The 20,367-nt window shown below is 72.2% G+C and carries 18 protein-coding genes and 1 pseudogene; 8 read left to right on the forward strand and 11 right to left on the reverse strand.

Annotated features, from left to right (window positions below; all coding sequences use genetic code 11):
- Positions 1-67: 67 nt before the first annotated feature.
- The 6 genes from ACZ6CZ_RS17100 to ACZ6CZ_RS17125 form a co-directional block, all read right to left on the reverse strand.
- Complete coding sequence (locus ACZ6CZ_RS17100) at positions 68-469, reverse strand: hypothetical protein (RefSeq protein ID WP_469021164.1); 402 nt, start codon at positions 467-469, stop codon at positions 68-70.
- A complete protein-coding gene (locus ACZ6CZ_RS17105) occupies positions 391-777 on the reverse strand; it encodes a hypothetical protein (RefSeq protein ID WP_469021166.1) in 387 nt (128 codons plus the stop codon). Before ACZ6CZ_RS17105 ends, ACZ6CZ_RS17100 begins: the two co-directional genes overlap by 79 nt.
- Before the next feature lie 60 nt (positions 778-837).
- Positions 838-1,881, reverse strand: a complete 1,044-nt coding sequence (locus tag ACZ6CZ_RS17110) for an EamA family transporter (protein WP_469021169.1) — start codon at positions 1,879-1,881, stop codon at positions 838-840.
- A gap of 128 nt (positions 1,882-2,009) precedes the next feature.
- Entirely contained in the window at positions 2,010-4,145 is a 2,136-nt protein-coding gene (locus ACZ6CZ_RS17115; RefSeq protein ID WP_469021171.1) for an ABC transporter ATP-binding protein, read from the reverse strand.
- 237 nt (positions 4,146-4,382) lie between these two features.
- Positions 4,383-4,517: a hypothetical protein gene (locus tag ACZ6CZ_RS17120; RefSeq protein WP_469021174.1), complete on the reverse strand. Its 135-nt coding sequence runs from the start codon at positions 4,515-4,517 to the stop codon at positions 4,383-4,385.
- Between the two features lie 167 nt (positions 4,518-4,684).
- Positions 4,685-5,809 (reverse strand): lipid II:glycine glycyltransferase FemX, encoded by a 1,125-nt coding sequence (locus ACZ6CZ_RS17125; protein ID WP_469021177.1) that lies wholly within the window; start codon positions 5,807-5,809, stop codon positions 4,685-4,687.
- A gap of 934 nt (positions 5,810-6,743) precedes the next feature.
- On the opposite strand from ACZ6CZ_RS17125, the gene ACZ6CZ_RS17130 reads away from it, so the two are divergent.
- On the forward strand, positions 6,744-7,115 hold the full coding sequence (locus ACZ6CZ_RS17130; RefSeq protein ID WP_469021651.1) for a hypothetical protein: 372 nt from the start codon (positions 6,744-6,746) through the stop codon (positions 7,113-7,115).
- 125 nt (positions 7,116-7,240) lie between these two features.
- Here ACZ6CZ_RS17130 and ACZ6CZ_RS17135 read toward each other — a convergent pair.
- Positions 7,241-8,989, reverse strand: a pseudogene (locus ACZ6CZ_RS17135) (FAD-binding oxidoreductase); the annotation flags it as partial.
- Positions 8,990-9,370: 381 nt separating this feature from the next.
- On the opposite strand from ACZ6CZ_RS17135, the gene ACZ6CZ_RS17140 reads away from it, so the two are divergent.
- The 5 genes from ACZ6CZ_RS17140 (at position 9,371) to serC (ending at position 14,045) form a co-directional block, all read left to right on the forward strand.
- A complete protein-coding gene (locus ACZ6CZ_RS17140) occupies positions 9,371-9,901 on the forward strand; it encodes a toxin-antitoxin system HicB family antitoxin (RefSeq protein WP_469021180.1) in 531 nt (176 codons plus the stop codon).
- 89 nt (positions 9,902-9,990) lie between these two features.
- On the forward strand, positions 9,991-10,881 hold the full coding sequence (locus ACZ6CZ_RS17145; protein WP_469021183.1) for a DUF4097 family beta strand repeat-containing protein: 891 nt from the start codon (positions 9,991-9,993) through the stop codon (positions 10,879-10,881).
- 88 nt (positions 10,882-10,969) lie between these two features.
- Complete coding sequence (locus ACZ6CZ_RS17150; protein WP_469021186.1) at positions 10,970-11,992, forward strand: ATP-binding cassette domain-containing protein; 1,023 nt, start codon at positions 10,970-10,972, stop codon at positions 11,990-11,992.
- Positions 11,989-12,777, forward strand: a complete 789-nt coding sequence (locus tag ACZ6CZ_RS17155) for an ABC transporter permease (RefSeq protein ID WP_469021189.1) — start codon at positions 11,989-11,991, stop codon at positions 12,775-12,777. Before ACZ6CZ_RS17150 ends, ACZ6CZ_RS17155 begins: the two co-directional genes overlap by 4 nt.
- Before the next feature lie 149 nt (positions 12,778-12,926).
- Complete coding sequence (gene serC, locus ACZ6CZ_RS17160; RefSeq protein WP_469021192.1) at positions 12,927-14,045, forward strand: phosphoserine transaminase; 1,119 nt, start codon at positions 12,927-12,929, stop codon at positions 14,043-14,045.
- A 130-nt stretch (positions 14,046-14,175) separates the two neighbouring features.
- Here the strand turns inward: serC and ACZ6CZ_RS17165 are convergent, their stop codons facing one another.
- The 3 genes from ACZ6CZ_RS17165 to ACZ6CZ_RS17175 form a co-directional block, all read right to left on the reverse strand.
- Positions 14,176-14,604, reverse strand: a complete 429-nt coding sequence (locus ACZ6CZ_RS17165; RefSeq protein WP_469021195.1) for a DUF5959 family protein — start codon at positions 14,602-14,604, stop codon at positions 14,176-14,178.
- A 141-nt stretch (positions 14,605-14,745) separates the two neighbouring features.
- Positions 14,746-16,275, reverse strand: a complete 1,530-nt coding sequence (locus tag ACZ6CZ_RS17170; RefSeq protein WP_469021197.1) for a cellulase family glycosylhydrolase — start codon at positions 16,273-16,275, stop codon at positions 14,746-14,748.
- Between the two features lie 149 nt (positions 16,276-16,424).
- Positions 16,425-17,441 carry a TolB-like translocation protein gene (locus tag ACZ6CZ_RS17175; RefSeq protein WP_469021200.1) on the reverse strand — a complete coding sequence of 339 codons (1,017 nt, stop codon included), beginning with the start codon at positions 17,439-17,441 and terminating at the stop codon, positions 16,425-16,427.
- Between the two features lie 214 nt (positions 17,442-17,655).
- Between ACZ6CZ_RS17175 and ACZ6CZ_RS17180 the strand changes: the two genes are divergently transcribed.
- Both ACZ6CZ_RS17180 and ACZ6CZ_RS17185 read left to right on the forward strand, forming a co-directional pair.
- On the forward strand, positions 17,656-18,339 hold the full coding sequence (locus ACZ6CZ_RS17180; RefSeq protein WP_469021203.1) for a GDSL-type esterase/lipase family protein: 684 nt from the start codon (positions 17,656-17,658) through the stop codon (positions 18,337-18,339).
- A 134-nt stretch (positions 18,340-18,473) separates the two neighbouring features.
- The gene (locus tag ACZ6CZ_RS17185; RefSeq protein ID WP_469021204.1) at positions 18,474-19,466 is read left to right on the forward strand and encodes an aldo/keto reductase; all 993 of its coding nucleotides are present in this window, start codon (positions 18,474-18,476) and stop codon (positions 19,464-19,466) included.
- 199 nt (positions 19,467-19,665) lie between these two features.
- Here the strand turns inward: ACZ6CZ_RS17185 and thpR are convergent, their stop codons facing one another.
- On the reverse strand, positions 19,666-20,247 hold the full coding sequence (gene thpR, locus ACZ6CZ_RS17190) for an RNA 2',3'-cyclic phosphodiesterase (protein WP_469021207.1): 582 nt from the start codon (positions 20,245-20,247) through the stop codon (positions 19,666-19,668).
- Positions 20,248-20,367: the final 120 nt, after the last annotated feature.

The raw sequence follows: 20,367 nt of genomic DNA on the forward strand, positions 1-20,367 counted from the left end.
TTGCATGGTTTGTTTCCCGGGCCGTTCACGTGCCGCCGCCGGCGCCGCTGCGGCCGCCGGACGGCTGTCAGCCGGTGGGTGCGAGGTCCAGTTCGACCTCCTGGCGTGTGCCCCAGCCCGTGCGGTAGCAGGTGGCCATGGCGTACCAGCGCACGACTCGGAAGACGGTGAACGCGAACAGCTGCGCCACCGGTGCCGCCAGGAACGTCAGGAACTGGGCGCGGAACGGCTCGTCGCTGCGCCGGAAACCGAGGTAGCGCAGGGCCTGTCCGTAACCGACCAGGACGGGGATCAGCAGCAGCTGCCACGTCCACACCCCCCGCACGACCGGCAGGTAGAGGAAGAGGGCGACGAAGACGACCGTGGAGAGCGCCATCTGCACCCAGCCGATCAGGTGGCCCCAGTAGGCGTAGTTGTCCAGGCGCGGATACCGGAACCGCCAGAAGGTACGGATGAAGGCGCCGCGCATCCACCGGGTGTACATGCGGAACAGCTGCGAGAGGTGTCCGGCATGAGCGTGGTCGCGAAGGCCGTGGGCTGCTGCACCGCCTTGCCGTGCTGGAGGGCGTAGATGGTCAGCATGGAGTCGTCGGAGAACTCCACCTTCCGCCCGAGGAAGGTCTCGTTGAGGTAGCCGTCCAGGTTGTCCTCGACGATCGGGGCCCGGTAGGCCGCCGGCACGCCGGAGTTGTCGAGTACGCCGCCCAGCGCGGACTGGGCCGAGCGGTCCACCAGCCGGCCCACCACGAACCACAGGTCCGTCAGCCGGACCAGCACGTCCCGCCGGCGCCGCCGCTCGCCCTTGCCGTTGGCGTTGCCCCGCAGGTCGGTAAGTTGTTACCGAACCGTCTCGTCCTGAACTGCCTGGTCCGGGGCCGTCTCACCCTGGACCGTCTCCGCGGGGGCGTCTCCGTCGGAGCTGTCTCGTCCCCGTCCCATCTGGGTCCGCACCGCTCCGATGCTCGCCGCGATGACCAGCGCGATGGCCGCGGCCTCCGTGGCCGACAGGGTCTGGTGCAGGACGAGGAAGCCGGCCGAGGCCGCGATGGCCGGTTCCAGGCTCATCAGGATGGCGAAGGTGGAGGCGGGCAGGCGGCGCAGGGCCAGCAGTTCCAGGGTGTACGGGAGTACGGAGGAGAGCAGCGCCACCGCGGAACCCAGCGCGACGGTCGTGGGGTCGAGCAGGCGGGTCCCCGCCGCCGCGACGCCCAGCGGGAGGAACAGCAGCGCGGCCACCGCCATGGCCAGCGCCAGGCCGTCCGCCTGCGGGAAGCGGCGGCCCGTACGGGCGCTGAAGACGATGTACGCCGCCCACATGACCCCGGCCCCCAGCGCGAAGGCGACGCCCACCGGGTCCAGGTCGCCCACACCCCCGCCGCCCAGCAGGAAGACGCCCGCCAGGGCGAGGGCCGCCCACACCGCGCTGACCAGGCGCCGGGAGGCCAGCACGGAGAGGGTCAGCGGGCCGAGGACCTCCAGGGTGACGGCGGCGCCCAGCGGGATGTGGGCCAGCGACTCGTAGAAGAGGCCGTTCATCGCACCCATGGCGACACCGAAGATGATCACTGTGCCCCAGTCGGCGCGCGAGTGGCCGCGCAGCCTCGGACGGCAGACCAGGAGGAGGACGACCGCCGCCGCGAACAGGCGCAGGGTGACCACGCCCAGCGCGCCGGCGCGGGGCATGAGGGTCACCGCGAGCGCGCCGCCGAACTGGACCGAGATGCCTCCGGCGAGCACCAGGCCCACCGGTCCCAGCGAGCCGGACGAGCCGAGCCGGCCGGGTGAACGGCCTCGACCGGGGCCTCCGGCGGGGACGGGGGCACCCGAGGGCGTGACCGCCGGGGGTACGGGCGGCGGGGTGGCTGCGCTGGGGGTGGTCACGGGCGGTCCAGGGGTCGGCGCGGATCTCGGTCGTGCATCGCGATGTACTTCCAAGTCCAGGGTAGTAGACCGTCGTCAGGAGTGTGCGGCCTCTATGTAACTGTTCTGGATGCTGAGATGCGCCCGTTTCAGATGTCGGGCCAGGTGTCCGGATGCGCGCCGGGCCAGGGCTGTTGCGGTGACCAGGCCGGAGCTTGGGCATGAGCATGAGCCTCGGCATGGGCCTGGGCCTGGTACGGCGAGGGCGCCGAGTAGGCGGGGCAAGCGTGGTGGGGCTCGGGGGACTGGGGCTCCTGGTACTGGTGGGATTGGTACGACTGGGCCGGTACTGCCGCGTAGGCCTGTTGATCAGCGTCGTACGGGAAGCCGTGCGGGAACTGGCCGTGTGGGAACGGCAGCTGGAGTTCGCCGGTGTCCATCACCGCGTTGTTCTGGGAACGGTGCAGGCGGGAGTAGGCGCCCTGGCGCGCCAGGAGGTCGGCGTGGCGGCCGGTCTCCACGATGCGGCCCCGGTCGACGACGAGGATGCGGTCGGCGTCGGGAGCCAGGTTCAGGTCGTGGGTGATCATGATGGTCGTCCGCCCGGCCATCAGGCGGCGCAGCGGTGTGACGATCCGGCGCGCGGCCATCGCGTCGAGCCCCGTCGTCGGCTCGTCCAGGACCAGGACCGGCGCGTCGCGCAGGATGGCGCGGGCGATGGCCAGCCGCTGGAGCTGGCCGCCGGAGAGGCGGGCCGAGTGGGGGTCGACCCTGGTGTCGTACCCGTCGGGCAGCCCGAGGATGAACTCGTGGGCGTCCGCCGCCTTCGCCGCCTCCACGATCGCCTGTTCGCTGGCGCCGGGGCGGCCGCAGGCGATGTTGGCGCGGACGGTGTCGTGCAGGACCAGGGTCTCCTGCGGGAGCAGGGTGACGTAGGTGCGCAGCCGGGCCAGCGGGAAGTCGCGCAGCGGGAGGCCGTCGAGGAGGATCTCGCCCGCGTCGGGGTCGTAGAAGCGCAGCAGGAGCTTCGACACCGTGGACTTGCCCGCCCCGCTGGGGCCCGTGATGATCACCAGTTCGCCGGGGCTGACCGTGAAGGAGAGGTCCTCCAGGGCGCTGCTGTCGGCCCCGGGGTAGCGGAAGCCGACGCCACTGACCTCGACGGTGCCGTCGGGGCGGCCGGTCTCCACGCCTCGCCGGGGATCGGCGACCGAAGGCCGGACGTCCAGGATCTCGATCAGGCGTTCGGCGCCCGCGGTGGCCGCGGTGACGGTGAGACCGAGCTGGGCCAGGCCCCGGACGGGCGGATAGAGGTAGCCGAGGAAGGCGGCGAAGGCCAGGAGCTGGCCGAGCGTCATCCGGCCGGTGGATATCTCCCAGGCGCCGATGCCGATGACGGCGAGGACGCAGATGGTCTCGATGACCTGGACCAGCTGCTCATAGGCCTCGTTCAGCCGAGTGGAGCGGACCGAGGCGCGGAACCACGCCCCCGCCTCCTCGCTCAGCCGCCGGCGCTCGGCGTCCCGCCGGTCGTAGGCCTGGGTGAGGACGATGTTGCCCAGCGATTCCTCGACGACCGAGGTGATCGCCCCGTCGGCGACCCGGCCCTCGCGCGAGACGTCCTTGATGGACCCGGAGAAGCGCCGGGCGGCGAGCCAGAACAGCGGGGCGAGGACGAAGGTGGCGGCGGCCAGGTCCCAGCGCAGCCAGAAGGCGGCGGCCGCGTAGAAGAGGGCGGAGAACAGTGCCGAGGCCGCACCCACGCAGCCGGAGACGACCATGGTCTCGATGGCCTCGACGTCACCGGTCAGGCGGGAGAGCAGATCGCCCTGGCGGTGGCGCTGGAAGAAGTGCGGGGGCAGTTGCTGCACGTGGTCGAAGACGTGCTCGCGCAGGCGCATCACGAAGCGTTCCGTGACCCAGGCGGCCAGCGAGTTGCCCGCGTACGCGACGATCGCGCCGACCACCGCCACGCCCAGCCACTGCGCGGCCGGGGACCAGAACGCGGTCGTCGAGCCCTGCTGGAGGGCGTGGTCGGTGAGGTCGCCGAACAGCAGGATGGCCGCGGTCTCCGCGAGCGCGGCGAGCACCGTGCACACCCAGACCACCAGCAGCCAGCGGCGCAGCCCCCGGGTCAGCGGCCAGAAACGGCGGAAGGCGACACGGGCGGGAATGGTGGGGGTGTCCTCGCATGGCGCGTCCTCGTATGGAGTGTCCTCGCATGCGAGGCTCTCGCCGTCCTCGAAACCCTCAGCGCTCTCGCCACTCCCGGCTTCCGCACGCATGGCCCGCCTCTTTCGATTCCCGCAGCTTCCGCGATTCGGCGATTTCTGCGATTCCGCGATTTCTGCGATTCTCGCGACTCACCGAATTCTGCGGTTTCTGCTATTCGCTCGGTTATTTTCGGCCGCTCGGACCCGGACGCCGCCCGGGTGCGGGCCGGAAGGGGTGCGGGCCGGAAGGGGTCGACTGTGCACCGCCGACCCCGGTCCCAGCGATTCCTCAGTGCTCGGTCAGCCGGTTCAGCGGTCCTGGCCGGGCAGCGGCTTGGGGAGCGCCGGCGCCTGGTGCTTCTTCTTGGGCTTCGGCTTCGGCGGCGGGGGGAGCTGCTTCGACTTGGGCTTGGGGGGCAGCGGGGCAAGCTTCTTGAAGCTCATTCCGTCTCCTGGTGTCTCGCGGTTCAGTGGCCCGGGAATTCCGTGTCCGGCTCCCGATGACCAAGAATCTACACGCCCCTCGCGAGCGGAAAAGGCAAAAATGGCAAAGGGGCGCTGTGAGAAGCCATGGATAAGCTGGGAGTTGTTCCGGGAAGCTGAGAGTGCCCTCAGCGCCGGGACAGATAGACGTCCAGCGCCTTGTGCAGCAGCCGGTTCAGCGGGAAGTCCCACTCCCCCAGGTACTCCACCGCCTCACCGCCCGCGCCGACCTTGAAGCGCAGCAGGCCCAGCAGGTGGTTGGACTCCTCGAGGGTGTCGGTGATGCCCCGGAAGTCGTACACGGCGGCGCCCAGCCCATGGGCGTCGGTCATCATGCGCCACTGCATGGCGTTGTTGGGCTGGACCTCGCGCCTGCGGCTGGTGGAGGCGCCGTAGGAGTACCAGACGTGCGTGCCGACGGTGAGCATGGTGGCCGCGGCGAGCACCTCTCCGTCGTGGTGGGCGAGGTAGAGCCGCATGCGGTCGGGGTGTTCCGCGGTGAGGGCCGTCCACATGCGCTGGAAGTACGCCAACGGGCGCGGCAGGAAGCGGTCCCGCTCGGCCGTCTCGGTGTACAGGGCGTAGAAGGCCGGCAGGTCTTCATAGCCGCCGCGCACGACCTTGACGCCCGCCTTGTCCGCCTTCTTGATGTTGCGGCGCCACTGCTGGTTGAGGCCGCCCTGGATGTCGTCCAGGGATCTCCCGGCGAACGGCACCTGGCACACGTACCGGGGCTGCCCGGCGGCGAAGCCGTCCTCGCCGCCCGGCTCGGTCCGCTGCCAGCCCATCCGGCTCAGCCGTCCGGCGAGTTCCAGGGCGAGGGGCTCGTGCGACGTCGCCTCCGCGTCCCCCAGCCGGCGGGCGCCCGGGTCGGCGATCGCGGCCTTGACCGCCTCGGGGCTCCAGCGGCGCACGACGACGGGCGGCCCCATCTTCACCGAGAAGGCACCCCGGCGCTTCAGGTATGCCAGCATCGGTTCGAGCCAGCGCCCCAGGTCGGGTGTGTGCCAGTCGATCACCGGCCCCTCCGGGAGGTACGCCAGGTACCGCTTCACCTTCGGCAGTGGGCGCAGCAGCACCAGACCCACCCCGACGAGCTGCCCGTCCGTGTCGAACCAGCCCAGGCTCTCCGCCGTCCAGTCCGGCTTCACCGCGCCCCAGGACGGCAGCTGCATATGGCTGGCCGAGGGCCGGCTCGCCACGAACGCCAGGTGCTCCGCGGGGGTGATGGTCCGGAGGGTGAGGGTGGTCATGCGCGGGCTCCTTGTGACGAGGTGAGGGGCAGGAGGGGTGCGTGCCGGGTGGGAGGTGACTGTGCGTCAGTCTTTTCGCAGCCTACGAAGGGTTCTGCCGTCCCGCGGTCCCGCGCCTCCGGGACCTTTCGTGTCCGCCGCCCGGACGGCGCCATGGCGTGGCCCGCGCTCGGCGTCCGGTCAGCCTGGCTCCTCCCCCGCCCCTGGCCTGATCGGGTCCTGCGGCGCGCTTTCCAGCGCCTGGGCCAGCACCTCCGCGAGGTGCCGCCCCCGCACCCCGGCCAGTTGCTCCAGCTGGGTGCGGCAGGAGAAGCCGTCCGCCAGGACCACCGCCCCCTCGGCCGCTTCCCGCACCGCCGGCAGCAACTGTTCCTCCGCGCAGGCTCTGGACACCTCGGTGTGGCCCCGCTCGAAGCCGAAGTTCCCGGCGAGTCCGCAGCAGCCACCGCTCAGCTCACCGCTCAGGCCTGCCGCCTCGCGCAGGCGCCGGTCGGGGGCGTCACCGAGGACCGCGTGCTGGTGGCAGTGCGTCTGGCCCACCACCGGGCGGTCGAGAACAGGGGGCTTCCAGTGCGGGGCGTGCCGTTCCAGCGCCTCCGCGAAGGTGACCACGGCTGAGGCCAGCCGGGCTGCGCGGGGATCGTCGTGCAGCAGCTCGGGCAGGTCGGTGCGGAGGGCGGCGGCGCAGCTGGGTTCCAGCACGACGACGGGCGCCCCGGACCGCAGCACCGGTTCCATCAGGTCGAGGGTGCGGCGCATGACCGCGCGGGCGTGATCCAGCTGGCCGGTGGAGACGTAGGTCAGCCCGCAGCAGACCCGGTCGCGTCGCGGGCGCCCGGCGGCGCGGGCCGGCGGCAGTGCCACCCGCAACCCGGCCGCCTCCAGCACGCGGACGGCGGCACGGCCGACCGACGGCGAGAGGTGCTCGGTGAAGGTGTCGGGCCACAGCACGACCAGGCCCTCGGCGTCGGCCGGCGGCACGGTCGCGGCCGGCGGCACGGTCACGGCCGGCGGCACGGTCACGGCCGGCGGCACGGTCACGGCCGGCGGCACGGTCGCGGATACGGGGCGTCGGGCCTCCCACCGCCCACGCCCACGCCCGCGTCCGCGTCCGCGTCCGCTCCTGCGCCACCAGCCGCTGAACGTCTCGGTGGCCACCCGGGGGATCTCCCGCTCCTCCGCGATCCCACCCAGCCGTTTCGCCCACCGGGCCAGCGGCGGGACCGAGGCGAGCGCGTTGACCAAGGGCGCGGTACGGGTGCGGGCCACCCAGCGCAGCCAGAGCGGCAGCCGGCCCATGGCGTAGTGGGCGGCGGGCCGCCGCCGGCCTTCGTAGTGATGGTGCAGGAACTCCGCCTTGTAGGTGGCCATGTCGACGCCGACCGGGCAGTCGGAGCGGCATCCCTTGCAGGACAGGCACAGGTCCAGCGCGTCCCGCACCTCCGTCGAGCGCCAGCCGTGCGTCACCAGCTCGCCCGCGAGCATCTCGTGCAGCAGCCGGGCCCGGCCGCGGGTGGAGTGCTCCTCCTCGCCGGTCGCCCGGAACGACGGGCACATGACGGCCGGCCCGGACACCTCCGTCGTACGGCACTTGGCGACCCCGACGCAGCGGCGGACGGCCGCCGGGAAGTCGCCGCCGTCGGCCGGGTAGCCGAACGCCACGTCCACCGGGCGGCGCGGCAGGACGGAGAAGCGCAGGCCGGCGTCGAGTGGCGCGGGGCGGACCAGGATGCCGGGATTGAGGAGATCGCCGGGGTCCCAGACGGCCTTGGCCCGCTCGAACAGGGCGACCAGGTCCGCGCCGTACATCCGCGGCAGCAGCTCGGCCCGGGCCTGGCCGTCCCCGTGCTCCCCGGACAGCGAGCCGCCGTGCGCCACCACCAGGTCCGCCAGTTCCTCGGAGAAGCGGCGGAAGCGGCCGATGCCCGCCTCGGTCAGCAGGTCGAAGTCGATGCGGACGTGGATGCAGCCGTCCCCGAAGTGGCCGTACGGCGTCCCGCGCAGCCGGTGCTCCGCCAGCAGGGTGCGGAAGTCCCGCAGGTAGGCGCCGAGCCGGGCGGGCGGGACGGCGCAGTCCTCCCAGCCGGGCCAGGCCTCGCTGCCGTCCGGCATCCGGGTCGCCGTGCCGGCCGCGTCCTCCCGGATGCGCCACAGGGCCCGCTGGGCGGCCAGGTCGGTGACGATCAAGGCGTCGGTGACATCCGCCGCGCGCACGACGGACGCGGCCCGGGCATGGGCCTCGGCTGCCGACTCCCCGCCTGTCTCCACGAACAGCCAAGCTCCTGCCGGGGGCAGTCCGGCCGGGGACGGCACCAGGTCGGCGGCCATGCCCTCCACGGTCAGCGGCCCGTGCGGCAGCAGTCCGGCGGCGGCTTCCGCGGCGGCGCTCTCGTCGCCGTACGGCAGCACGGCCAGGGCACGTGCCCGGGGAGTCTCGACCAGGCTGACGGCGGCCTCGGTGAGGACGCCCAGGGTGCCCTCCGAGCCGCAGAAGGAGCGGGCGACATCGGCGCCGTTCTCGGGGAGCAGCGCGTCCAGGGCGTATCCGGAGATCCGGCGGGGCAGGTCGGGGAAACCGGTGCGCAGGCGGGCCAGTTCTCCTTCTACCAGGGCCCGCAGCCCGTCCGGGGCCCCCTGCCAGTTCCGGCCGAGCCGCAGCCGCTGCCCGCCTCCCGTGACGACGGCCAGCTCACGCACACTGTCCGCGGTCGTGCCCCAGGCCACCGAGTGGGAACCGCACGAGTTGTTGCCGATCATGCCGCCGAGCGTGCACCGGCTGTGCGTGGACGGGTCGGGACCGAAGCGCAGCCCGTGCGGGGCGGCGGCCTCCTGCAGCCGGTCGAGGACCAGCCCCGGCTGCACCACGGCGGTACGCGAGCCGGGGTCCAGTTCCAGCAGCCGGTTCATGTGCCGGGTGAAGTCCAGCACCACGCCGGTGCCCGTCGCCTGGCCGGCGATCGAGGTGCCGCCGCCGCGTGCCACCACCGGCACCCCGCGCACCCGGCACACCTCCAGTACGGCCGCCACGTCGTCGGCGTCTCTCGGGGCGACCACGCCCAGCGGGACGCGCCGGTAGTTGGACGCGTCCATGGTGACCAGCGCCCGGGCGGTGACGCCGAAGTCCACCTCACCCCGGACGGCCCGCCGCAGCTCCGCCTCGAGTTCCGAGAGATCCGTCATGCGTCCCAGGATGCATCCGATCACCGACGGTCACGCCGAGTTGTCCACAGGCACCCCGTATTGCTCATACAAGCCCACCGGTAACCCTTCGGCGACCCGCCGCCGACGCCGTCACGGCACGGCGTTAACCGTGCGACTCGCCAGTGGCACCACACGGCACCACCTGGCGCCACACGGGCACCACACGACCACCGAGTGGCATCACTGAGTGCCACCGAGTGCCGCCGGGCGCCACCTCTCGCCACCAACAGCACCACCAAGCCCAGGAAATTCCACCGCGGCACACCAATATGTAGAAGGAAGTGCAGCTCACAGCGGTTCAGCCCATCGAGTGAGCCAAAGCCTCTCGCCATGGCACCACTCGTGTGCCATCATGGTGCCATGAACTTGACGCCCTACGTCGACAACCTCCGGCAGGAGCTGGCCGTCGCAGCCGAGGCCGGCGGAGATGACGCACGCGCCCTCGCCGAGCGGCTCGCGACCCCGCTGGAGTCCGCCGTCCGCCTGACGCTCCTCAACGCACTGTCCGACGCGATGGTCGAGGTCACCCGGGAGATGGCGCCCGGCTCGGTCGACGTGCGGCTGCGCGGACTCGACCCGGAGTTCGTGGTGACCGCGCCCCCCGCCCCAGAACCGTTCCCCGACACCCGGGAGCCGGTCTCGGAACCCGTCGCGTCCGCGCCGCCGGCGCCGGTCGCGGACGCCGAGGACGGTGCCATGGCGCGGATCAACCTGCGCCTCCCCGCTCACCTCAAGGCCCGCGCCGAGAGTGCGGCGGCGGCGGAGGGTCTGTCGGTCAACGCCTGGCTGGTGCGGGCCGTGGCCACCGCCCTCGACGGCGGGGAGCGGCCGAGCACGCCGGGCCGTGGCAAGGAGAAAGGCGGCCGGGGCTTCACCGGCTGGGTCCGCTAGGACCTCCGCTCACAGCACTCCGCTCACAGCACTCAACACCCCGCCTCACCAGCGGGTTCACCCAACCGAGCCAAGAGGACGGAACAGCCATGCCTTCTTTCGAGACCCCCGGACCGATCTCCGTCACCCTGGAACTGGAGGTCGGCACCGCCCGGATCACCGCGGGCAAGCGCACCGACACGGTCGTGGAGGTGCTGCCGAGCAACGGTAGCGACGACCTCGACGTGCGGGCCGCACAGCAGACGCAGGTCACCTTCACCGGCGGCCGCCTCACGGTCAGGACGCAGAAGAAGCGGTCCCTGTTCGGCAAGCCGGGTTCCATCGACGTGAGCGTCGAGCTGCCCGCCGGATCCGACGTCCGGGGCACCACGGCCATGGGCGGTTTCCACTGCACCGGCCGGCTCGGCGAGACCGTGCTCAAGACCTCGCTCGGCGACCTCCGGGTCGACGAGGTGACCGTCGCCCAGCTCAAGACCGACCACGGTGACATCCACCTGGCCCGCTCGACCGGAGACGTCGAAGTCACCGGATCGGGGCGGATCGAGATCGGCGCCGTCGACGGCACGGTGTCCGTCAAGAACGGCAACGGCGGCACCGCGGTCGGTGAGGTCACCGGTGAGCTGAGGGCCAACGCGGCCAACGGCGACATCACCGTCGGCACCGCGCACAGCGGCGTCGAGGCCAAGTGCGCCAACGGCCGGATCGTGATCGGCGTCGCCCGTGCCGGGGTCGCCGCGACGTCCTCCAACGGCGGCATCCGCGTCGACGACGTGGCCCGCGGCCGTATCGACCTGCGCACCTCCGTCGGCGACCTCGAGGTGGGCATCCGGGAGGGCACCGCCGCCTGGCTGGACCTCGACCCCAAGTACGGCACGGTACGCAACTCGCTCGGCGCTTTCGACGGCCCCGCGGACGACGACGAGACCGTCGAGGTGTACGCGCGGACCGCGGCCGGCGACATCATCGTCCGCCGCGCCTGAGCCCACGCCCTGCCTCCGTGACCCCGGCACCCCCTGACCCCGCACCCTCGTGACCCAGGCACCCCTGACTCCCCGGAAGGGAAGCGGCATGACTGCCACCCGGACACCCGCGCCGAACACCACGGCGCCGGCGATCACCGCCACCGGACTGCGCAAGTCCTACGGCGACAAGCTCGTCCTCGACGGCATCGACCTGTCGGTGCCGCAGGGCACCGTGTTCTCCCTGCTGGGCCCGAACGGGGCCGGCAAGACCACCGTGGTCAAGATCCTCTCCACCCTGGTCACGACCGACGCGGGCGAGATCCGCGTCGGCGGCCACGACCTGGCCACCGACCCCCGGGCCGTGCGGGCCGCGATCGGCGTCACGGGCCAGTTCTCCGCCGTCGACGGCCTGATCACCGGCGAGGAGAACATGCTCCTGATGGCGGACCTGCACCACCTCTCCCGTCGCGAGGGCCGCCGCACCACCGCCGAACTGCTGGAGCGCTTCGACCTCGCCGAGGCCGCCAAGAAGCCGGCGCAGAGCTACTCCGGCGGCATGAAACGCCGCCTGGACCTCGCCATGACGCTCGTCGGCGACCCGCGGATCATCTTCCTCGACGAGCCGACCACCGGCCTCGACCCGCGCAGCCGCCACTCCCTGTGGGAGATCATCCGCGAACTGGTCTCCGGTGGGGTCACCGTCTTCCTGACCACGCAGTACCTGGAGGAGGCCGACGAACTCGCCGACCGCATCGCGGTGCTGAACGACGGCCGGATCGCGGCCGAGGGAAGCGCCGAGGAGCTGAAGCGGCTCGTCCCCGGCGGGCACGTACGGCTCCGCTTCACCGATCCGGCCGCGTACCGGTCCGCCGCCGAGGCACTGCGCCCGGTCACCCTCCCCCACGCCCGGCTCCGCAAGAGCAGAGGAAGCTCCGCCGACGAGGGGCTGACGCTGCACGTCCCCAGCGACGGCAGCCAGCGCGCGCTGCGCTCCGTCCTGGACCTGCTGGACGCGGACGGCATCGAGGCGGACGAACTGACCGTGCACACCCCCGACCTCGACGACGTGTTCTTCGCCCTGACCGGCGGCGCCGGTGTCCCCGACCAGCCCAAGGAGGCTGTCCGATGAGTTCCCTCGCCCTCGCCGTGCGCGACTCGTCCACGATGCTGCGGCGCAACCTGCTGCACGTCCGGCGCTACCCGTCCCTCACCCTGAACCTGCTGCTCACGCCGATCATCCTGCTGCTGCTGTTCGTCTACATCTTCGGCGACACGATGAGCGCGGGCATCGGCGGCGGTCCGGACCGCGCCGCCTACATCGCCTACGTCGTCCCGGGCATCCTGATGATGACCATCGGCGGCACCGTGGTCGGGGCCGCGGTGTCCGTCGCCACCGACATGACCGAGGGCGTCATCGCCCGCTTCCGCACGATGGCGATCCACCGCGGCTCGGTGATCATCGGGCATGTCGTCGGCAGCGTGCTTCAGTCGCTCGCCAGCGTGGTCCTCGTCGGCGCCGTCGCCGTCGCCATCGGCTTCCGCTCCACGGACGCCACGGCCCTGGAGTGGCTGGCGGCCTTCGGGTTGATCGCGCTGTTCGCCCTGGCCCTCACCTGGATCGCCGTCGGCATGGGAATGGCCGGCCCGAACGCCGAGGCCGCCGGCAACAGCGCGATGCCGCTGGTCGTCCTGCCGCTGATCTCGAGCGCCTTCGTCCCGGCCGACGCGATGCCGGGCTGGTTCCAGCCGATCGCCGAGTACCAGCCGTTCACCCCGGCCATCGAGACGCTGCGCGGGCTGCTGCTCGGCACCCCGATCGGCGACAACTGGTGGATCGCCATAGCCTGGAGCCTCGCCCTGACCGCGCTCGGCTACCGCTGGTCGACGGCGCTGTTCCACCGCGACCCGCGATGAGAGCGCACACCCCGCCACAGCCGCGCCGGACACCCCCTGCACCGGCACTCGAATGCTCGTACAACCCGACAAGTCCGCGGCTCGGAAATCTCGTCTCATCGAACGGACACGGTTCCGTCCGGTTTCGCATAGGAGATACCCTCCGGCACGTGGCCGATATCCAGATCCCCGCTGACATCAAGCCCGCCGACGGACGCTTCGGCGCGGGCCCCTCCAAGGTGCGGACGGAGGCGCTGGACGCCCTCGCCGCGACCGGCAGCTCCCTGCTCGGCACCTCTCACCGCCAGGCCCCGGTCAAGAACCTGGTCGGCCAGGTGCGCGAAGGCATCAGCTCCCTCTTCTCCCTCCCCGAGGGTTACGAGGTCGTCCTCGGCAACGGCGGCTCCACCGCCTTCTGGGACGTCGCCACCCACGGACTGATCGACGCCAGGTCCCAGCACCTGAACTTCGGCGAGTTCTCCTCCAAGTTCGCCAAGGCCGCCAAGCTCGCCCCCTGGCTGGGCGAGCCCACCGTGATCGCCTCCGACCCGGGCACCCACCCGGAGACGCGGGCCGAGGAGGGCGTGGACGTCTACGCCCTCACCCACAACGAGACCTCCACCGGTGTCGCCATGCCGATCAAGCGCGTGGCCGGGGCCGACGAGGGCGCGCTGGTCCTGGTGGACGCGACGAGCGGCGCCGGCGGTCTGCCGGTCGACGTCGCCGAGACCGACGTCTACTACTTCGCCCCCCAGAAGTCCTTCGCCTCCGACGGCGGCCTGTGGATCGGCGTCTTCTCCCCGGCCGCGATCGAGCGCGCCGAGCGGATCCACGCCTCCGGCCGCCACGTCCCGGAGTTCTTCTCGCTCCCGACGGCGATCGACAACTCCCGCAAGAACCAGACGTACAACACCCCGGCCCTCGCCACCCTCTTCCTGCTCAACCAGCAGCTTGAGTGGATCAACGGCCAGGGCGGCCTGGACTGGTCCACGGCCCGCACCAAGGACTCCTCGACCCGCCTGTACTCCTGGGCGGAGGAGTCCAAGTACGCCGCCCCGTTCGTCTCGGACCCGGCCAAGCGCTCGCAGGTCATCGGCACGATCGACTTCTCCGAGGAGATCGACGCCGCCGCCGTCGCCAAGGTGCTGCGCGCCAACGGCATCGTCGACACCGAGCCGTACCGCAAGCTGGGCCGCAACCAGCTGCGCATCGCGATGTTCCCGGCGATCGACCCGGCGGACGTCGAGGCGCTGACCAAGTGCGTCGACTACGTCATCGAGAAGCTGTAGCCGTCCCGCCACGACACCGAAGGGCGCCCGGCAGCTCACCCGCCGGGCGCCCTTTCGCGTGCTCAGGCGCGCATCAGGTGCGCAGCACGAAGCCCTCCGCAGGCCGAGCTGCCGGCGACGGCTCGTCTCCCTAGCCCGACAGCACCGGAACCCAGTGATCCCTCACTCGGCGCAGACGCTGCCGGTGGCCGGCGATCCAGTCGTCCGGCGGGACGAGCGGGACCCGCACGGTGACCATGGAACCCGACTCGTCCTCCACGGTCACCTCCGGGCAGCCGCGCTCGCCGCTGAGCTGCACGCGGACGGTCGGCCCCCTGCTCATCTCCATCCAGGCCGCGTCCGCGCCGCCGTCGAGCCGGTCCAACGCCTCGGCCCAGCCCTCCAACTGCCGCACCCCGAGCGCGAGGTCGACACGGCCGGAGACGAAGGGCGTCTGGACGACGATCTCGGCGCTCAACCCAGCGGTCCACCTGGGGTCACGCCCCAGGACGTTGACCGTGACGCTGTTGCCCTCGTCATCGGCCAGGGAGATGAGCTCCCTGGGGGGACTGTCACCCATGCCTGCCCTTTCGTCCGCGACCCGTGCGAGATCCTCGCTCGGCCGGAGGGCATCTTCCATCCCAATTCATCAGCGGTTGCGCGACCCGGTCTGCCGTGCCCCCTCCGCGGGTGAGGGGGGCACGGCAGGCCGGGGTGGTGGTCAGCTTGCTGTGCAGGTCAGCGTGGGTGTCGTGCCGGCGCCCGGGGTGCCGCCGAAGCCGAAGCTCGCTGAGGCGCCCGCCGCGAGCGACCCGTTGTGAGCGGCGTTCACGGCGGTGACCGTGCCTCCGCTCTGGGTGTACGACGCGTTCCACATGCTGGTGACCTTCTGCGACCCGCTCCAGGTCCAGGTCACCTTCCAGCCCTTGATGGCCGTGGTGCCCGTGTTGGTGACCTTGACGTCGGCGTTGAAGCCGCTGCCCCAGTCGCTGCTGACGGTGTAGGTGGCGCTGCACGCGGCGGTGCTGCCTCCGCCGCCGCCGCCGCCGCCACCGCCGCCACCACCGCCACCGCCGCCCGTGCCCGGGAAGCCGGCGGCCTTGATGCTCGCCAGGTAGCCGTCCTTCGCGGTGTCGACGGTCGCCCAGTCGTCCTTGAGGATGCCACCGGTGTCACCGGAGTTGGGGTTCCACGCCCAGTACGTCCACTGGAAGGAGTCGGCGCCGTAGGTCGCGGTGGGCCGGAGGTAGCTCACCAGCGCGGCCAGCCACTTCTGGTCGACGGTGGACTGGAGGGTGGTGCCGAACTCGCCCACCCAGACCGGGGCGATGTTCTGCTTGAAGATGTAGCCCCAGTACTTGTCCCAGACGCCCGGCATGTTGGCCGGGAACGACGGGTCGGTGAACCAGGTCTGCTGGGCGACGCTGGTGGCGTAGTCGTGGGCGGAGTACACCACCCGGTTGGCCACGCTCAGTTGCACCGGGTACTGGGCGACGCCCATCAGGTTGCCGCCCCACCAGCCGGAGACGCCGTCGACGGTCTGCACGCCCTCGACGAAGATCAGCACGTCGGGGTTGGCGGCGAGGACCGCGTCACCGGCCCGCTGGGCGGCCAGGCGCCAGTCCTTCGTGGTGTCGCCGCAGCCCCAGCAGGCGGGATCGTGCGGCTCGTTGTGCAGGTCGATGCCGATCACCGTGGAGTTGCCGGCGTAGCGCGCGGCCAGCGACTTGAGGTTGCTGATCCAGGTCGACTCCGGGACGGAGGCGGTGTACCAGAGCGCCGACTGGCCGCCGGAGTCCGGGCGGTGCCGGTCGAGGATGACCTTCAGGCCGTCCTGCCCGGCGTAGGCGACGAGCTTGTCCATGACCTGGAGCGAGTTCAGGCCCTGGAGGTCGGTGTTCTTGCCGGCGGAGAAGTCGATGCCGGCGGGGACGGTCCCCGGCTTGAAGATGTCGTCGCTGTAAGGCAGCCGGATGGTGTTGTAGCCCAGCGACTTCATCTGGTCGATCATGCTCTTGTAGTCGCGGGACCAGAGACCGTGGACGACGTAGTTGCCGGTCTCGAAGCCGAACCAGTTGATCCCGGCGATACGCACCGGCTGGCCGGACGCGTCCAGGATCTGCCGGCCGCTGGTGTGCCAGTAGCCCGCCCCGGGGGCGGTGGCCGCGTGCGCGGACTGGGCCGCACCGGCCAGGGGCAGGAGGAGCGCGGCGGCGGCAGCACACAGCGCTCTTCGCAAGCTGCGGAACATGTTGCCTGGTTCCTCTCGGGGTAGCGCGGCCCCGGAACAGGATGGGAGCGCTCCCATTGCCGCGCTCCACCAGGAAACTGGCACACCATGGTCACGTCAAGATGTGTGACAGCCTCTGTTGCCCCGCCGACCCCGCGCGCCCCGCTCGTTCAGCCGCGCCCGGCCCGCCCCCTGCGCCGCAGCCGCCGCAGCCGCCGCATGCCGAACAGGACGAGCGCGCCCAGGGCGACGGCGACCGCTCCGTTCCTGAGGCCGGAGCCGCCCGCGCCGGCGGACCCGTCACCGGCGGCCGGGCTGCCCCTCCCGGAGGGCGAGCCGGCGGCCGACGCCCCCTCCGGCACGTCCTCGGCCCGCACGGCGCTGCGGGCGCCCTCGCTGCCGTACATCAGCTTCGTGCCGTCGGCGGAGTAGGTGACCGACTCGCCCTGCCCCTGGAGGGGTACGTCGAGACGGCCCCCGCGCTTGATCGTGCCGCCGTCGACGTCGTACCAGATGCCTCCGAAGTAGCCGCGTACGGCGAGCCGGCGGCCGTCGGGCGAGAACGCGGCGTCGGTCGCCCACAGGTCGACGGCGGCGACCGGCTTGAAGACGTTGGTGCCCGAGGCGGAGAGCCGGGCGGGGCCTTCGTAGAGGTGCCCGCCGTTCTCGTTCTTGTCGATGATGTAGACGCGCCCGGTGCGCGGGTGGACGACGAGCGACTCGGCGTCCCGGGGACCGTTCGCGTACTTCACCACGTACTGCGTGGCGCGCACGGTCCGGTCCGCCAGCACCTTCGGCTCGGGCAGCCGGTAGATCCACACGTACGGCCACCGACCGCCGAAGTTGTCCCCGATGTCGCCGACGTAGATCTGGTTGCCGGGTCCGATGGAGATGGCCTCGACGTCGCGCGGGGAGCCGATGCCGCGCAGGGTGAGCGTGGCGACCGTGCGGCCCGTCCTGCTGTCCACGGCGTAGAGGTAGGGCCCGTCGTCGCTGTCGTTGTGCGTCCAGTAGATGCCCGGGTGGAGCCGGGACGCGGCGAGGCCGCTGGACTCGGTGATCCGGGGGTCGGTGATCGTGAACCCCTCGTCACCGTCGGCGGCGGAGGCGGGCGCGGCGAGGCCACCGGTGAGCAGGCCACCGGTGAGCAGGAGGGCCCCGGCGAGGAGGGCGGACGGTCGGCGCATGCGCCAAGCCTGCCATCCCCCGCCGGGCGGCCGGACGGGAGGCGTGATCGGCTTGGCAGGAAGGCGAGATGGGCTCGGCAGGAAGGCCTGATGGGCTCGGCAGGGAGGCCTGATGGGCTCGGCGGGGAGGAGTGGCCGGTTTCCCGGTGAGGCGTGGTCGGCTTCACACGGAACCGGGTCGGCCGGGGGCGGGGAGATCGTCCATCATGAGCGGATGCTCAGGTTCATGCCCGTAGGCGACTCCATGACGATCGGCAGCGCGGGCGAGCACACCTGGCGTCACCGGCTGTGGCGGCACCTGTGCGAGACGTACGCCGGCCCCTTCACGCTCGTCGGCCCGCGCGAGACGCTGTACGACAAGGCGGCTCAGGCACCGGTGTCGCTCGCCTACGCCGAGCCCGGTTTCCCCCGCGGGCACCTGGCGGGCTGGGGCGAGGGCTGGCTGCACATGGCCCCGCTGATCGGCGGGGCGGTGCGTGAGTGCCGGGCGGACGTGCTGCTGGTGTCGCTGGGGCTGATCGACCTGGGCTTCTACACCAACGCGGAGCAGACCGCGGAGAACGTGCGGGAGTTCGTGGCGGCGGCGCGCCGGGCGCGGCCGGACATCCGCATGGTGGTGCTGCCGGTGCTGCGCAATGTGCGGGCCGCGACGGACGAGGCGTTCGGCGAGCAGGTGGCGCGCTTCAACGAGCTGCTGGCCAAGGCGGTGGCCGACCTGGACGAGCCGCGCTCCCCGCTGGTGCTCGCGCAGCCGCCCGAGCCGTACGACGTCCGCACCGACACCTACGACGGCACCCACCCGAGCGCCCGCGGGGAGCACCGCATCGCCGGGGCGTTCGCGCGGGCGATGTACGAGGCGTGGGGGCTCGGGGAGCCGTACCCGGCGGGCCGGGGCTGAGCGGCCGGACGGGAGCCGGGGCCGCCTCGGCCGGAGGCGGCACCGGCACCGGCACCGGCACCGCGAGCGTTCGTCCGGCGGAGGTGCCCGACCCGCTTGCTTAGAGCGCACTCCACGCCGTTGGCTAGGGGCCCATGGAGTACACGCAGCTCGGACGTACCGGACTCAAGGTCAGCCGACTCGTCCTCGGCACCATGAACTTCGGACCGCAGACCGACGAAGACGACAGCCACGCGATCATGGACGCGGCGCTCGACGCCGGCATCAACTTCTTCGACACCGCCAACGTGTACGGGTGGGGTGAGAACAAGGGGCGGACGGAACAGATCATCGGGAACTGGTTCGCCAAGGGCGGCGAGCGGCGCGACAAGGTCGTGCTCGCCACCAAGGTGTACGGCAACATGGCCCCCGAGGGTGAGCCCTGGCCCAACCACGACAAGCTCTCCGCGCTGAACATCCGGCGGGCGGTGGACGCCAGCCTGAAGCGGCTGCGAACCGACTACATCGACCTGTACCAGTTCCACCACGTCGACCGGTCCACCCCCTTCGACGAGATCTGGCAGGCCGTCGACGTCCTGGTGCAGCAGGGCAAGATCCTGTACGCCGGGTCGTCCAACTTCCCGGGCTACAAGATCGCCCAGGCCAACGAGACCGCGGTCCGCCGCGGCGGCACCATCGGCCTGGTCAGCGAGCAGTGCCTGTACAACCTCGCCGAGCGGCGCGCCGAGATGGAGGTGATCCCGGCCGCCCAGGACTACGGGCTGGGGGTCATCCCCTGGTCGCCGCTGCACGGCGGACTGCTGGGCGGGGTGCTGAAGAAGGAGACCGAGGGCGGCCGCCGGGCGAGCGGGCGGTCCGCGGACGCGCTGGCGAACAGCGCGGTGCGCACCCAGATCCAGGCGTACGAGGACCTGCTCGACAAGCACGGGCTGGAGCCCGGCGAGGTGGCGCTGGCCTGGCTGCTGACCCGGCCCGGGGTGACGGGGCCGATCGTCGGGCCGCGTACCGCGGAGCAGTTGGCGTCCGCGCTGCGGGCCGTGGAGCTGGAGCTGGACCAGGACCTGCTGGGCGGGCTGGACGAGATCTTCCCGGGTCCGGGACCGTCCCCGGAGGCCTTCGCCTGGTAGGCGGAGGGTAGGTGGCCGACCGCCTCCGGCCGCGCGCGGCGGCCGGGGGCGGCGACGGGGACTGCGGTGACGGCGCGGCGGCGGGGGGCCGGAAGGCTGCTACCTGCCGACCGCCGCCGCCACCGCCACCACCACGAACAACAGCACGAGCGCACCGGCCATGATCCGGTTCCGGGTTTTCGGGTCCACGCCTTCGAGCCTAACCGGCGCCGCCGAGTGCCCAGCGGGCGACCGCCTCGTACCGGGGCTGCTCCCCGGGCACCCCGGACGCGGGCAGGTTGCTGCGGACCAGCGTCAGCTCGCGGACGGTCCAGGTGCGGCCGGTGAAGTCGCGGAGGCCGCCGGGGCCGTCGAGGTAGGGCGTCACGTCGAGCGCGTCGCGGCTGCGGGCCACGGTCAGGTGGGCCGTGTACCGGCGGTGCTCGCCCATCGGTACGCCCGCCTTCCGCGCCGCCGCCTCCGCCCGGTCCGCCAGCAGCCGCAGCGCCTCCACGTCGCCCCGGGCCCCCGCCCACAGCGCCCGGCCGTGCCCGAACCGGCCACCGCCCGCCACCGCCAGCTCGAAGGGCGCGGTACGGCGGGCGGCGCGCTCCAGCCGGGCCGACAGCTCGGGTACGACGTCGTCGCCGACCTCGCCGTAGAAGGCGAGGGTGTAGTGCCAGCCGGGGCGGCCGGTCCAGCGCAGTGCGTCCGCGCCGGGGCGTTCGCGCAGGCGGGAGACGACGGCGGCGAGTTCGTCGGCGGCCTCCTCGGGGGGCAGCACGGCGGCGAAGAGTCTCATGGCGTCACCCTGGCAGGGAACCTGCCGCCCGGCGAGCCTCCCCCGCCCGGCGCCCGACCGCGCGGAGCCGCCGGCCCAGGCGGGGCGGGGCCACGGTGAGGCGGTCCCACGGCGATCCCA

Source organism: Streptomyces sp. NPDC041135 (assembly GCF_055592085.1).

Coding starts and splice junctions, on each gene's coding strand:
- ACZ6CZ_RS17180 (WP_469021203.1), top strand. CDS start 17,656: ATGCTCAGGTTCATGCCCGTAGGCGACTCCATGACGATCGGCAGCGCG.
- ACZ6CZ_RS17165 (WP_469021195.1), bottom strand. CDS start 14,604: ATGGGTGACAGTCCCCCCAGGGAGCTCATCTCCCTGGCCGATGACGAG.
- ACZ6CZ_RS17140 (WP_469021180.1), top strand. CDS start 9,371: ATGAACTTGACGCCCTACGTCGACAACCTCCGGCAGGAGCTGGCCGTC.
- ACZ6CZ_RS17185 (WP_469021204.1), top strand. CDS start 18,474: ATGGAGTACACGCAGCTCGGACGTACCGGACTCAAGGTCAGCCGACTC.
- thpR (WP_469021207.1), bottom strand. CDS start 20,247: ATGAGACTCTTCGCCGCCGTGCTGCCCCCCGAGGAGGCCGCCGACGAA.
- ACZ6CZ_RS17115 (WP_469021171.1), bottom strand. CDS start 4,145: ATGCGTGCGGAAGCCGGGAGTGGCGAGAGCGCTGAGGGTTTCGAGGAC.
- ACZ6CZ_RS17145 (WP_469021183.1), top strand. CDS start 9,991: ATGCCTTCTTTCGAGACCCCCGGACCGATCTCCGTCACCCTGGAACTG.
- ACZ6CZ_RS17120 (WP_469021174.1), bottom strand. CDS start 4,517: ATGAGCTTCAAGAAGCTTGCCCCGCTGCCCCCCAAGCCCAAGTCGAAG.
- ACZ6CZ_RS17125 (WP_469021177.1), bottom strand. CDS start 5,809: ATGACCACCCTCACCCTCCGGACCATCACCCCCGCGGAGCACCTGGCG.
- ACZ6CZ_RS17170 (WP_469021197.1), bottom strand. CDS start 16,275: ATGTTCCGCAGCTTGCGAAGAGCGCTGTGTGCTGCCGCCGCCGCGCTC.
- ACZ6CZ_RS17155 (WP_469021189.1), top strand. CDS start 11,989: ATGAGTTCCCTCGCCCTCGCCGTGCGCGACTCGTCCACGATGCTGCGG.
- ACZ6CZ_RS17175 (WP_469021200.1), bottom strand. CDS start 17,441: ATGCGCCGACCGTCCGCCCTCCTCGCCGGGGCCCTCCTGCTCACCGGT.
- ACZ6CZ_RS17150 (WP_469021186.1), top strand. CDS start 10,970: ATGACTGCCACCCGGACACCCGCGCCGAACACCACGGCGCCGGCGATC.
- ACZ6CZ_RS17100 (WP_469021164.1), bottom strand. CDS start 469: ATGCGCGGCGCCTTCATCCGTACCTTCTGGCGGTTCCGGTATCCGCGC.